Origin of the sequence: Gracilibacillus kekensis, from assembly GCF_900143085.1 — a bacterium.
GTDB lineage: Bacteria > Bacillota > Bacilli > Bacillales > Amphibacillaceae > Gracilibacillus > Gracilibacillus kekensis.
Genome location: NZ_FRCZ01000005.1, coordinates 139,165 through 152,358, shown reverse-complemented (window position 1 = coordinate 152,358; position 13,194 = coordinate 139,165). Strand labels below are relative to the sequence as shown.

The following is a 13,194-nucleotide window of genomic DNA, read 5'->3' as shown; positions in this document are numbered from 1 at the left end:
ATATAATTTTTAGTGGTGCGTTTTTTTAGTACGTCCCCTCAGATAAGGTTCATGTGATTTTCCAAGGATTTATTATCAGACCTAAAATTAGAAGGTAGAACATAAACATAGATTGCGAGAAATATAAGAATCACATAATCCTTCATATATATAATTTTGTTTAAGCTTCCTTTTTTACATCCGTGTTAAAGTTTTGTACGATGGTTGGAATTTTCATAACTTCAACTTAACTTGATCTCTAATCTATTCCTCAAGTTTTCTTGACAATAATTTTTAAATATTCTTAATCGAAGTTCTAACCGAATCCATAATTTTCAAAAAAGCCTCAGAGGCTTTAGTAGGGTTTTGTTCCTTTATTGCTTCTAGCATGTCTTCATGATATGGATAGCTCTTATCAAATATATCTTCAATGCCAAATGGCTCATTCCAAAATTGATGAAAGGTATCCCAAACGGAATCAATAATACTCTTTAACATCTTATTTTTGGCTGCTTCGTAAATAGTTTGGTGGAATAATGAGTCAGAAAGATTCGCTTTCTCTCGCTCATTGTTGTTAATACACCTGATATATTCTTTTAAATGGTATTCCATCTTTTCAATATCAGATTGCGTAGCTTTTTTTGATGCCAAATCTACAGCTTTTCCTTCCAAAGCAATTCTTACTTCTAAAGCTTCTAATAAAAAGTTTCGTTCATTCTCAATTTCGAACGCAGTCTGAATATGAAAAGGTTTAATATTTTTTACGTAGGTCCCTTTACCATTTAAAATTTCCAGATAACCCTGTGTTTCTAAAAGCTGCAGTGCCTCTCTCAAAGAAGACCTTCCGATGCCTAAAGTCTCAATTAGTGAAGAAATGGGAGGAAGCTTATCTCCTTCTTTCAAATTTTGCTTTTTTATATAATTCTTTATTTCATCCGCAACTAATTCTGAAAGTCGTTTCTTTTTTAATAGTTTCATACCATTCACCTCTAAAAAATCTTGTTTTAAGTGTATACTATCAATGCTTATTTATCCAATGATTAAAATATCAGAAAATTCCAACCTTTCATACAGGTTGAAAGTATGGTAAAATGAAAAAAATTAAATAAAGTTAAAGCATTTCAATGGAAGGAAGGATGATTAACTTATGACGTACACTGATGAAGAGATTTGTACACAGTTTGGAGAGGATCCACACTCCTATCAGGGTGCAGTTTCTCCTCCGATTTATCAAACAAGTCTTTTTACTTTTAGAAATTTCAAGGAATTTACAGAAGCACAAAAGTTGGAAAGAAAAAATTATGTTTATTCCAGAGGCGTTAATCCAACGGTTAACATTCTGGAGAAGAAATTAGCGGCTCTTGAAAAGGGGGAAGAATGCAAATGCTTTAGCTCAGGAATGGGGGCGATCAGTGCCGTGTTTTTTACGCTACTAAATAGCGGAGATCATGTGGTATTAATCAATAATATTTATGGACCTACTACACAGTTAATAGATTATCTATCAAAGTTCAACATATCGTACAGTTTTGTAGATCATCATTTAACAAATTTTCATGAGATGATTCAGGACAATACTAAAATGATTTATGTAGAAAGTCCAGGAACCATGTTAATGAAAGTCGTGAATCTTCAGGAAATTACACAATTGGCCAAAGCTAAAGGCATTATTACAGCGATAGATAATACTTGGTCTACCCCGATTTTTCAGAAACCTTTAACGCTAGGATTCGATTTATCCATCCACTCTTTAACGAAGTATATAGGTGGTCACAGCGATGTGGTCGGAGGTGCTGTTGTAGGAAATTACGATTTAGTTGACGAAATTTTTCAATACGGATATCAGCTTAATGGTGCTGTGTTGGGAGCACATGATTCTTATTTAATTAATCGAGGATTACGCACCCTGCCAATACGACTAAAACAACATCAGGAGAATGCTTTAAAGGTTATTGATTATTTAAGCACAAAACGGGAAATTGCTCGTATTTATCATCCGAGTTTAGAAGAAAAGGAAAATCCTTTTTTGAAGAATCAGATGAAAGGGTATTCAGGATTACTAAGCTTTGAATTAAAGGGTGCTAATTTTGAAAGTGTTTCGCGATTTATTGATGCATTAACCCTTTTTAAAATCGGTGTTAGCTGGGGTGGGTATGAAAGTTTAGTAAACTCTCCAGTGAAAGGCGATAACGAACAGCAACTAATAGAAAGTGGGATTTCTCCAGGACTTATTCGTTTGTCGATTGGACTAGAAGGAGCAGAATTGCAAATTAACGATTTAGAAAAAGCGTTTCAACAGTTAAAATAAAAAATTTAAAGGGAGAGTTGTTTTATGGGAAAAGAAAATATTAAAAGTCCTTCTGTTGCCAGTGCTCTAATACCAATAGCTATGGCATTAGCGATATTAGTAGTGGGTATTGGTATATTAAAGTATCCAGCTGAACTGATGCTTTTATTTGCTGGTATCGTATTTACCATTTTTTCAGTGTGGTATGGTCACAAATGGGAAAGTATTATTGAAACAATGGGTTCCAAAATTAAAAAAGCATTACCAGCAATTTTAATATTATTTTGTATTGGTTTATTAATTGGAACATGGATGATTTCAGGTACCATTCCTCTCTTCGTTTATTATGGGCTTGAGATCATTAACCCGAATTATCTGTACGTAATTGCTTTCTTAGTAACTGCAATCGTATCAACCTGTGTGGGAACATCATGGGGATCAGCCGGAACGATAGGTGTAGCCATTATGAGTATTTCTCAAACCATGGATTTGTCGTTGGCAATTACAGCTGGTGCGGTTGTATCTGGTGCCTATTTCGGTGATAAATTATCGCCTTTATCAGATACGACTAATATGAGTTCAATAGCAGCTGGATCGAATTTGTATGAACACATTAAGCATATGCTCTATTCAGCTATTCCATCTTCCATACTCGCAATCATAGTTTTTACAGTAGTAGGTTTAGGTATTGAGACAGATTCAACACAATTGACAAATATTCAGCAAATGACCTCGGGACTTGATCAACTATTTAATCTGAACATATTACTTTTATTACCGGCAGTTGTTGTCATAGTTGGTTCATTAATGAAAAAACCACCATTAATCGTACTGTTTAGTTCATCTGTTATTGCCATGATTCTTGGGTTGGTATTGCAGGGCGCTTCTTTTGCAAATATATTTGCTTCTGCTGTTTCTGGGTTTAATGTAGATATGCTAGGGGCGGAAGCAAATGTAATCAGTGAAGATTTACAATCGCTATTAAATCGTGGTGGCCTTTATTCTATGTACAATGCAACATTCTTTGTTTTTGTAGCTTTTTTCTTTGCCTCAGCATTAGAAATTTCTCAAGCACTAAATATAATTTTAGAAAGTATTTTGACGCATCTGAAATCAATCGGAAGTATCACTTTCTCAGCACTTGTTACTGGATTTGCAGTTATTAATTGTACGTCTAATGCGCTTGTCTCGTACTTCCTAGTACAAGATATTTATGGAAAGGTATACAGGAAGAAGAATTTGCACCCTGTAAATCTATCACGAAACATGGAGGATTCCATTACAATTACTGAGGTATTAATGCCTTGGACTGTCTCGGGGGTTTTTATGGCAACTACGCTAGGTGTTAGCAACTTCGAATTTTTACCATGGGCCATTTTCAATCTTGGTGGATTTGTATTTTCAGCGTTATACGGTTTTCTTGCCCCGATTACCGGTGGATTTGGAATCCGTAAATTGGAAACTGACCGTGTAGAGGATTCCAAAACAAAGAACATAATTTAGATGAAATGTGTATATGGGGAGATATAGCGCTTGAAACGGTATAGTAATCAGCAGGGAACTATTATGCTTAATAAACAGACCAGATCTAAATAAGATTTGGTCTGTTTTTTTAAAAACTTTCAGTGTGGTAGCGGAAAATCCAACATATCCGGTGGGGAGTAAAACAAACTTATGCATTGTAAGAACTTGTAAGCAAGTAACTTTAGTCTGAAGTATGTTTCTGTTATTTTTAGGAAGAAGAAATTTTTAAAAATAATTGGAGTGGTATACATGAGCAATAACAAACAAATTCTATTAGCAAAACGACCAGAAGGAACACCTGATAAAGATACATTTAAAATTGTAGAAACAGAAATCAAAAAGCCGGGAGATGGCGAAATACTAATTCGTACAATTTATGTATCAGTAGACCCATATATGCGTGGAAGAATGGTTGATGCGCCTTCCTATGTGCCACCGTATCAATTAGATGATGTACTTGGTGGAGGGGCAATCGGTGAAGTAGTCGAATCTAAGTCACAACGATTTGCACAAGGTGATATCGTGATAGGCAGCTATGGCTGGCAAAGCTATTATAAGGCAAAAGAAGATGAAGTCAGGAAAATAGACAAAGATATTGCACCGATTTCTACTCATTTAGGTATTTTAGGAATGCCAGGTTTAACTGCATATTTTGGGTTGCTTGACATTGGTAAACCAAAAGAAGGGGAAACAGTTGTTATTTCTGGAGCAGCGGGTGCTGTAGGTTCGGTTGTTGGACAAATTGCTAAAATAAAAGGTGCACGTGTTATCGGAATAGCTGGCACTGATGAAAAAAATCAATATTTAAAAGAAGAATTGCATTTTGATGAGGCGATTAACTATAAGACTACCTCTAATTTGCAGGAAGATATCGCAAAAGCATGTCCAAATGGGGTCGATGTCTATTTTGATAATGTTGGTGGAGAAATCTCTGATGCGGTTCACGCGAATCTAAATAAATATGCACGAATCTCTATTTGTGGAGCGATATCAAGTTATAATCTTGAAGGAGAAGATATTGGACCACGTATTCAGACAACACTGATTAAGAAGAGTGTCTTAATGCAAGGATTTACGTTAGGAGATTTTGCGGATCGATTCGCTGAAGGTTCTCAAGCACTTGCACAATGGCTTCAGGAAGATAAACTTAAGTATGAAGAAACCATTAAAGAAGGATTCGATAACATTCCAGAAGCATTCCTTGATCTATTTAAAGGAAATAATATAGGAAAACTGCTAGTTAAAGTGTGAATGAAAAATGGTGAAGGTTCAAATGTTGCATTCATCATTATCTTCAAGATATCCAATGACCATATAAGAAATCCCCAACAAAGGAAGGGGATTTCTTTAGGTTCTATTTTGTGAAGTCTATTGTCTCAGGTGTATCTACATCATCATCGTTCAATAGTTTAATTTCCTCTGGTATCATTTTCAAAACGATTAAATTCGCATCATCTTTAGACTTGAAAAAACTTTTATCTTGCTTATTCCATAACCAATCAATGGTTGCTTGATCCTCTACAATTTCTGCTTTGCCGGAGAATTCCACGAAACTGCGATTTTTAGTTTCGTTATAACCAAGCAAAATATGCACATGTGGATTACTTCTTATTTCATCGACTTTGAAAGAATCCTTACTTGTTTTTGTGTAAAGTATTTCTCCATCATTATAGAATATCATATAGCGACTATTAGGATGGTTGTTGTAAGCTGTTGAAAGCACTCCGACCTTCGAAGTCTCCAAAATTTGTTTGATTTTTTCTATTGCTTTCTTCTTTGCCATATTATCACCTCTGCATAGGACCTTCCCTAGAGTGTAGTGAGTGAAACATAAGGATGGTTATACGAACCATTCTTGACAAAAATTAAGTTATTATTCAGATCTTTATAAAGAAACAATTGAATCATTCTTTGCTTGTTCCAAAATTTTCTAGTATACTATTAATGAAAATTTAATATCAAGTAGATTCGACTAGGGGAGCATGGTGATGCTGAGAGAGTAATTCGACCCTTTGAACCTGATCTAGTTAAGACTAGCGTAGGGAAGTGGAATTGGTAGATGTATAGATTGTTTCACTATTCTGTATATTACTAACCCATCTCCTTACAATGGCGATGGGTTTTTATTGTGTGTTTGAATATACTAGCAACTTTGTCTGATTTACTATCAACTATTAAATAAAAAGGAGAGTGTAAAAATGAGTCAATTATTTACAGATCGTCTATGGCAAAGGGTGGAACCGATTTGGCGTTCTTATTTGGATCATCCTTTTGTTAAAAGGTTAGGTGACGGTACATTAGAAAAGGGAAAATTCAAACACTGGTTAAAGCAAGATTATGTGTATCTCATTGATTATGCGAGACTTTTTGCAATCGGTAGTGCGAAGGCGGAGGACCTTGCAAACATGACGACTTTTGCCAAGCTTTTACATGGTGTTTTAGATGTGGAAATGGATTTACATCGGAAGTATGCAGCGGAATTTGGAATTTCTAAAAAAGAACTCGAAGCGACAGAACCATCTGCGATAACAACAGCTTATACCAGTTATATGTTGAATTTATCTCAGCGCGGTGGAGTGGACAATGTTGTTGCATCTGTGCTTGCATGTGAATGGAGCTATAATTACATCGGAAAGTCATTAGCGAAATGGCCAGGTGCCCTTGATGATAATTTTTATAGAAGCTGGATCGAAATGTATAGCTCGAATGAATTTACCGATTTAGCCGAAGAGACCAAACAACTGATGAATCAAGTTGCGGAAGGAAAACCTGAACGCGACTTAGCTCAAATCGAAGAAATCGTAGTGAAAACTAGTCAGTTTGAATACATGTTTTGGGATATGGTTGACAACAAAGAGAATTGGCCGGTGAATGCATGATGAGAGAATCAACACTCGCAAATCTTGTAGATGAAAGAAAAGAAGAATTAAAACATATTTTATCAAAGCTTATTAGTTATCCAACCGTAAGTCCACCCGCTAGAAATACATCTGAAATTCAAGGGTACATTGCGGATTATTTAGAAAAAATAGACTTTCGCACAGATCGTTGGAATGTCTTCCCTAATGATCCTAATCTTGTCGGGATTAAGAAAGGAAAACAACCTGATGTATACAACAGTCTGATCATTAACGGACATATTGACGTGGCAGAGGTGGGAGACGATTCGAGTTGGACTGTACCTCCTTTTTCCCTTACAGAGCAGTCAGGTTATCTTTACGGGCGTGATGTTTCGGATATGAAGGGAGCAGTCGCCTGTGCTTTATTCGCTATGAAATTGTTAGATGAAGAGGGAATCGAATTAAAAGGCGATCTGCAGCTGCAGACCGTAATTGGTGAAGAAGTAGGGGAAGCAGGTACTCTTTCTTGCATCGAAAAAGGATATAAGGCAGATTTTGCATTAGTTATCGATGGAAGCGATCGTGAGATTCATGGACAAGGAGGCGTCATCACGGGATGGATCACTGTAAAAAGTAAAGAAGTTTACCATGATGCAATGCGCGCTGAATTAAATGAAACAGGTCACGGAGCAAGTGCGATAGAAAAAATGACAAAAATTATTGAAAACTTACGACGATTAGAAAAGGAATGGGCTGACTCTAAACAATATCCAGGTTTTAAAAAAGGAACGACCACTATAAATCCTGCTGTAATCGAAGGAGGACGACATCCTGCATTTGTTGCTGATGAATGCCGCCTTTGGATCACTTTACATTTTTACCCTAATGAAAATTACCGGTCGGTAGCAGAGGAAGTAGAGCAATACTTACAGCAATCTGTTCAAGAGGATCCTTGGTTTCAGAATAATCCTCTTGTTTTTGAATGGGGTGGTAAATCCATGATAGAGGACCGAGGAGAAATATTTCCTTCTGCTGAAGTAGACCCGGAACATCCAGCGATCAAGCTCTTGGAAAAATCCCATTATGCTGTTGAAAAGGATACTACTTCTATTGGTATGTCAAAGACCGTGACGGACGCAGGCTGGTTCGATGATGCCGAGATTCCGACAGCAATTTATGGGCCGGGAAAATTAAGTGAGGCACATTCGGTGGATGAAAAGGTTGAATTGGAAGAATTAATTTCCTTTACTAAAACGTTACTTACCTTTATTCCTGTGTGGTGTAATTCAAAAAAAGAATAGTTTTGTAGCGGTTGATTGAGGTTCTTTCTCTTAGCAATTACCATTAGACTTGCTTTTGATGAAGAACTAGCTCTCTTTTAGCTGACTTAGATATAAAAATGATCTAATCGGATTTGGTGCTAATCGGTGCTTACGCAATCAACCGCAGGAATATTATTTTCGTTGCGTTTTTTGCCAACAGGTCTTGTACTAGTTTGTAAATTTAGTTCTCAAAGGCAAGAAGGAGGCTGAATTCAAAAGGAAATAACCTCTTTATCAGCCTCTTGCAATAAGTTTTTATAGAAAGAGTCCTCACCAATCGTAATTACTCGATCACATAGTTCTTTAATTTCATCCATATCATGCGATGTATAAATAATCGTTTTATTGTAATCAGTTGCTTGCTTTCGCAAATAAGCGCCGATTTCTTTTCGGGATTTTAAATCTATCCCAACTGTCGGTTCATCCAGTAGCAACAACGATGGATCATGAATCAGACTAATTGCCAAATTGAGCTTCCGTTTCATACCACCTGATAGCTTCTTCACAGGGTCTTTCCATCGGTCTAACTTCATGTCCTGACAAATTTCCTTTAGTTGAACATTAGATTTCTTTTTCCAAGATAACTTTTCAAAGAAAACCATATTCTCTTCCACTGTAAGTTGCTCCCAAACAGCTATATCCTGTGGAACAAAGCCGATTTCTTTGCGAATCTTTGCCTTATCTCTCTGGTAATTCAAGTCATCTAAAAGGATGTCTCCTGAAGTTGGTTTCATCGTTGTTGCTAAGATTTGAAGCAACGTAGATTTACCAGCTCCGTTTTCCCCAACTAACCCTACAATTTCACCATGATCAATGTTGAAAGATAAATCAGAAAGTATTGTTTTTTTATGAAAACGTTTCGTTAATTCTTCTACCTTAAGCATATTTTTTCCCCTCTCGTACATACCAAATTGCTATCCCACCAAGACAAAAAGCAAGCCAGCCAACCGTCCATTCCCCAATTAAAAAGCGGTATAACGGGTTGAAGTGATTAATCCAACTTCCGAGTTTATCAAACCCTCCAATTGGTAACACGGCACCACTGATCACAATTAACACAAGTACCCATAAAATAGCAGCGATATAACTGAAATAGGCATTCCTTATTATATTTACAAATAAAAAGGCAAACAAGCATACCATAATTCGATAGGATACGAGTGAAAAGAGATTGATTGTTTCTTGATAAATAGAGTAAAAAATAACCACTGTGCTCAAATCAATACTGAGCAATATTATGATATATATCGATACATTTATAAGCATATATGCTGGAAATGATATTTTCATAAAAGGAAAGCGAACTGCAACAATTGCTTTTCTCTCTTTTATAACCCAATCAAAAATAAAGATCGTGATCAACATCGTTGCGAATGCCCAAACTATCCAAGGATTCCATTGGAGACCTGAATTATTTGAGAGGTCTGATTCACCATGAAAACGGAATTGATTATTTAGTAAATCTTCGTTGTTCTGAATTTCTTTTGATTTCGCAATAATTTCCTCGATCGACCAATCTTGCTCACTACTTAACTTCATTTCTAAGTTGATCACGGTGTTGGCTGCCTTAATTCGTCCCGTGGTTTGTTGAATAATCGATACGATCATTTCTTTTACAGGAGTATAGGCAAAAGAACGGTCTGAATAATAACTTCCTAAAAGGTTTCTCCTGTTTCCACTCTGCAGAGTCTCCTCATATCCTTGTCGTATAATAAATACACTATCTAGTTCATGTTGCTCTAGTTTTCGAACTGCTTCTCTCTCTGAAAATTTCGAAGCATCCACTAGGGAGGATTCGTTAATTTCTTGCCATAACGCAAGGGCTGACTCTGATTCCTCCTCTAGAACAATGCCAACTGGAACATTGAAATCATCTTGCACCGTTTCTGCAGTGGAGAGAAATCCTATGGCGATAAGTATCGGGAGTACAATCCAACAACTAAGGCTGATCCATTGTTTTTTTAGTAACAGGAAACGTGTGTAAATAATCTCTTTCACTTAAAAACACGCTCCTTTCCAAATGAAACTATAACTAACAGTACGCCACCAATAATTGTCGTAAAGATTAATGGTTGTAATTCGGCGTAGAAACGACCATTTAGGATAATTTGTTCCATCCAGTAAAACGATTGATGAGAAAAACTCATCAAGAAAAACTCCTCCAAGTATATAGGGTAATATATTTTGGGAATAATGGCACCACTAAATAGGATGATAATTCCGGTGAATAATGTCTGGATCAAAACTGTTAATTTTTTAGAGGAAATCAACCAATCTATTAGAATAATACATTGTAAAAAGATGATTCCATGAAACAATAATAATTGACTTAATCTTATATAGTTTTCCCCAGTAATGATTACTTCATTAAAAAAATAGGGGATAAGACTAAAGGAGAGGACTGCCAAAATAGCTGTTATTAAAAGTGTTACAATCCCCGTTGCAATAGCTTGCTGAAGGTCGGTAACTCCATATAGTCTCATCCGCTGTCTCATTCTCAAGTTGTTGTCCTTATGTAACATCGTATAAATAATAAATATCCAGATTGTTACTAAAGTGAACCAACCTGCAATGCTAAAATAAAGAATGGTTGATGACGTAGCGTTATTTGTAACTTGATCCTCTTGAATTACTTGATCGCCTCCTAGTACATAAAAGAAATAGTCGGTGAATTGTTCAAATAATAGCTTATTTCTTTCCTCACTATCCATATTTAATTGCTTCGCATAATGATTAATTGTTAAAATATTCGCCTGAGAACCTCGAATATGTCGGGTTACTGTTTCGATTAACTCATTAATAAGCTGACTTTCAATTGGTTGTTTTGGGTTCCCGATAATCGAAAGTTGTGATCGTTCACCGTCCATTAGATTTTGAAAAAAATCATCTGGAAAGATAATGTAAGAGCTGATCTGATTGTTTTCGATAGCTTTAATAGCTTGTTCTTCTTCAACCTTCTCCATAGTAAAGTAATTGCCAAGTTGAGAAGATTCTTCTAATAATTTAACGATAATTTCAGTTTCTTCTGATTGATCAAGATCAACAAGCCCAACCTCTATTGTTTTTTGGTTCGTAACATCTAGCATGGAAATAACAGTGAGAATAAGTAATCCAATTAATAGAATAGGAGACAACAAAAGAAGAGGAAGTGATAACCACTTCCTCCTAAGTTGGATTAAATTACTTTTTGTAAACAATACTATATGTTTAAGTGAATGCATATGTGACACCTACTTTATTTGCAAAATCGATTAGAAACCGCTAGGCCCCATCATACTACTCATCCAAAGCTCAAATTGAGGCATTACATCTGTTTCAAAGTACTCCATAATTTCATCGCCACTCATATCGCTTAAGTTCTGTACTTGATCAGCTTCAGGGACTTCTACCTGATTAATGGTTGAACCTTCTTCAGTAACATAAACAGATAGAGTATCCTGGCTTAGTGTATATCCATCTTCAGCATAGAAAGTATGGTCTACGGTCATTTGGTCTTCTTCATATTGAGCTTCACCTTGCCAGTGGATGGTGAACATTTCCATATCTTGCTCTTCAAAAGAAAGACTGCGTTCAAAGTTTTTACTTCCTTCACCTTGATCAGTTTGAATTGATTCAATCTTGAAAGCCATGTCTGAGGTAGAAAAGGAAAGTGTATCATTTGTATCTTCCTCATCTGCAGATAAGTTAGCATTAATATTAAGCGTTTCTTCCATTGAACCATCACTTACAGTAAATACAGTATCAATGAGCTGACTTCCTTCTGTCATTTCATTAGTGCTATTCATAGTGAACTCGGCTGTTTCACCATCAGATTCAATTGCAAAGTCAAGCTCTCTTTGCACGATAATATCGTCGTCTACCCAAATAATAGAGTTAAAGCCATTCGGAAGAGTTATGTCATCGATATTTGTAGATGCTTCTTCCATTGCTTTTGCGAAGTCTTCTTCAAATCCTGCAATCTCATCCTCGATTGGTTGAACGTTAGCATAACTCATATAAGATGCTTGCCCAATGATAATTTCTGCTAGTCTATCATCCTTAGCCATTTTATCAAATAGGTTCTTCAGAAGAGATTTAGTTTCTTCTTCAGATAAGTTAAAAGAAATTTTATCGGCATTTACACTGCTTTCCCCGATAGTTACTTTATCTGTTGCTGTTTCAAATGCATCTTCTGGAAGCTCCTCATAAAGATATTCTACATATTCCTCGTTGAGGTATTCTATATCTTCTTCTGGAATTGGGTTTTCATTGAAAAGAGTACTAAAATCAAAGCTTTCTTCACCTGAAAAGGTAACAGGATCGATTTCTTGTAAAATTCTCCCAATCTCATCACCATTTAATTGAATGATATTATCCAGGAAGGGTAAACCAACATATAAGTCATTATTCTCAATATAAGCTTCTAGCCCACTTATTTCAGTACCTAACATTCCAGCAGATATGTTTGCAGAAGATATTTTGTTCTCTTTATCTAATGCCGTTTCAACTGTAATACTAGCATTATTAATCATTTGGTCAAAGCCCATTCCGGCCATATTCGGATCATTCATCTGTCCGGTAATTTCATAGATTGATTCTATGGCATTTTCATCGCTATGTTCTTTCCAAGCAAGTTCCTCTTGAAATCTCGATTCGAATGTTTCTTGTAGTTGTTCTATTGTACTTTTTTCTGCTAAGAAATAATCTTCTTTAGCTGAAGTATTTAGAAAAGCTTGAACAGTTATAACCCCTGCAATTAGTATAATTATAATTCCTGCCGCTATTGGTATCCATTTGCTTTTCTTTTGTTTCACTTCTTCCTGTTGTAATGCTTCTTCCATTTCCTGTTCCCCCTCGATTAATATATCTGCAAATATCTCCCTATAACTCTTATCTTTATGGATGAATACGAAAAAAATTAATAAATCTAGAATGAAAGTTACGTTGTCATGGGAAAAAATGCATACAATTTATAAAATAGCATGTAGTTCCATATTAATCCATGCTTTCGACATTAATAGACATTAAATGGTTAAATAGTATCATTTTTTTTATGGAACGAAAGAATAAAATAATCAAAAATACCTATTTTTACGTTTAATAGATTCTTTGGAACTAGTTATGCATTTACGAGACATACTTGCAGCATTTGATGGAAGAAAACAAGCGATTTGGGATTTTGCAGATCGATTTAAATTACTTTAATGAAATAAATGATCAAAAATGATGAATGGATGAGCATCGATGAACTTTATTCGACGGT

Annotated in this window: 11 protein-coding genes and 1 riboswitch; of the genes, 5 read left to right on the top strand and 6 right to left on the bottom strand. The window is 35.7% G+C overall.

What is annotated here, in order from left to right:
• Nucleotides 1-273: 273 nt before the first annotated feature.
• The gene (locus BUC25_RS13045; RefSeq protein WP_073202314.1) at nucleotides 274-957 is read right to left on the bottom strand and encodes a FadR/GntR family transcriptional regulator; all 684 of its coding nucleotides are present in this window, start codon (nucleotides 955-957) and stop codon (nucleotides 274-276) included.
• Between the two features lie 169 nt (nucleotides 958-1,126).
• Here BUC25_RS13045 and BUC25_RS13040 point away from each other — a divergent pair, with 169 nt between their 5' ends.
• From BUC25_RS13040 to BUC25_RS13030, 3 genes are all read left to right on the top strand, one after another.
• Nucleotides 1,127-2,287, top strand: coding sequence for a trans-sulfuration enzyme family protein (locus BUC25_RS13040; RefSeq protein ID WP_073202313.1), 1,161 nt, complete (start codon nucleotides 1,127-1,129; stop codon nucleotides 2,285-2,287).
• A gap of 24 nt (nucleotides 2,288-2,311) precedes the next feature.
• Nucleotides 2,312-3,769 (top strand): Na+/H+ antiporter NhaC, encoded by a 1,458-nt coding sequence (gene nhaC, locus BUC25_RS13035; protein ID WP_073202312.1) that lies wholly within the window; start codon nucleotides 2,312-2,314, stop codon nucleotides 3,767-3,769.
• 270 nt (nucleotides 3,770-4,039) lie between these two features.
• The gene (locus BUC25_RS13030; protein WP_073202311.1) at nucleotides 4,040-5,041 is read left to right on the top strand and encodes an NADP-dependent oxidoreductase; all 1,002 of its coding nucleotides are present in this window, start codon (nucleotides 4,040-4,042) and stop codon (nucleotides 5,039-5,041) included.
• A gap of 103 nt (nucleotides 5,042-5,144) precedes the next feature.
• Here the strand turns inward: BUC25_RS13030 and BUC25_RS13025 are convergent, their stop codons facing one another.
• Nucleotides 5,145-5,573, bottom strand: coding sequence for a pyridoxamine 5'-phosphate oxidase family protein (locus tag BUC25_RS13025; protein ID WP_073202310.1), 429 nt, complete (start codon nucleotides 5,571-5,573; stop codon nucleotides 5,145-5,147).
• Between the two features lie 181 nt (nucleotides 5,574-5,754).
• Nucleotides 5,755-5,852, top strand: a riboswitch (TPP riboswitch).
• Between the two features lie 136 nt (nucleotides 5,853-5,988).
• Here BUC25_RS13025 and tenA point away from each other — a divergent pair.
• Nucleotides 5,989-6,669, top strand: a complete 681-nt coding sequence (gene tenA / locus BUC25_RS13020) for a thiaminase II (RefSeq protein ID WP_073202309.1) — start codon at nucleotides 5,989-5,991, stop codon at nucleotides 6,667-6,669.
• Nucleotides 6,669-7,931, top strand: a complete 1,263-nt coding sequence (locus BUC25_RS13015; protein WP_425292875.1) for an acetylornithine deacetylase — start codon at nucleotides 6,669-6,671, stop codon at nucleotides 7,929-7,931. Before tenA ends, BUC25_RS13015 begins: the two co-directional genes overlap by 1 nt.
• Before the next feature lie 233 nt (nucleotides 7,932-8,164).
• Here BUC25_RS13015 and BUC25_RS13010 read toward each other — a convergent pair whose 3' ends face one another.
• From BUC25_RS13010 to BUC25_RS12995, 4 genes are read right to left on the bottom strand one after another with little or no spacing between them, the layout of a single operon-like run.
• Nucleotides 8,165-8,836: an ABC transporter ATP-binding protein gene (locus tag BUC25_RS13010; protein ID WP_073202307.1), complete on the bottom strand. Its 672-nt coding sequence runs from the start codon at nucleotides 8,834-8,836 to the stop codon at nucleotides 8,165-8,167.
• Nucleotides 8,829-9,950 (bottom strand): ABC transporter permease, encoded by a 1,122-nt coding sequence (locus tag BUC25_RS13005; protein WP_073202306.1) that lies wholly within the window; start codon nucleotides 9,948-9,950, stop codon nucleotides 8,829-8,831. Before BUC25_RS13005 ends, BUC25_RS13010 begins: the two co-directional genes overlap by 8 nt.
• The gene (locus BUC25_RS13000) at nucleotides 9,947-11,173 is read right to left on the bottom strand and encodes an ABC transporter permease (RefSeq protein WP_073202305.1); all 1,227 of its coding nucleotides are present in this window, start codon (nucleotides 11,171-11,173) and stop codon (nucleotides 9,947-9,949) included. Before BUC25_RS13000 ends, BUC25_RS13005 begins: the two co-directional genes overlap by 4 nt.
• 30 nt (nucleotides 11,174-11,203) lie before the next feature.
• Nucleotides 11,204-12,772 (bottom strand): DUF6583 family protein, encoded by a 1,569-nt coding sequence (locus tag BUC25_RS12995; protein ID WP_073202304.1) that lies wholly within the window; start codon nucleotides 12,770-12,772, stop codon nucleotides 11,204-11,206.
• Nucleotides 12,773-13,194: the final 422 nt, after the last annotated feature.

Excerpts from the sequence above, each read along its gene's own strand:
- BUC25_RS13045 (WP_073202314.1), bottom strand. The coding sequence starts at position 957 with ATGAAACTATTAAAAAAGAAACGACTTTCAGAATTAGTTGCGGATGAA.
- BUC25_RS13040 (WP_073202313.1), top strand. The coding sequence starts at position 1,127 with ATGACGTACACTGATGAAGAGATTTGTACACAGTTTGGAGAGGATCCA.
- nhaC (WP_073202312.1), top strand. The coding sequence starts at position 2,312 with ATGGGAAAAGAAAATATTAAAAGTCCTTCTGTTGCCAGTGCTCTAATA.
- BUC25_RS13030 (WP_073202311.1), top strand. The coding sequence starts at position 4,040 with ATGAGCAATAACAAACAAATTCTATTAGCAAAACGACCAGAAGGAACA.
- BUC25_RS13025 (WP_073202310.1), bottom strand. The coding sequence starts at position 5,573 with ATGGCAAAGAAGAAAGCAATAGAAAAAATCAAACAAATTTTGGAGACT.
- tenA (WP_073202309.1), top strand. The coding sequence starts at position 5,989 with ATGAGTCAATTATTTACAGATCGTCTATGGCAAAGGGTGGAACCGATT.
- BUC25_RS13015 (WP_425292875.1), top strand. The coding sequence starts at position 6,669 with ATGAGAGAATCAACACTCGCAAATCTTGTAGATGAAAGAAAAGAAGAA.
- BUC25_RS13010 (WP_073202307.1), bottom strand. The coding sequence starts at position 8,836 with ATGCTTAAGGTAGAAGAATTAACGAAACGTTTTCATAAAAAAACAATA.
- BUC25_RS13000 (WP_073202305.1), bottom strand. The coding sequence starts at position 11,173 with ATGCATTCACTTAAACATATAGTATTGTTTACAAAAAGTAATTTAATC.
- BUC25_RS12995 (WP_073202304.1), bottom strand. The coding sequence starts at position 12,772 with ATGGAAGAAGCATTACAACAGGAAGAAGTGAAACAAAAGAAAAGCAAA.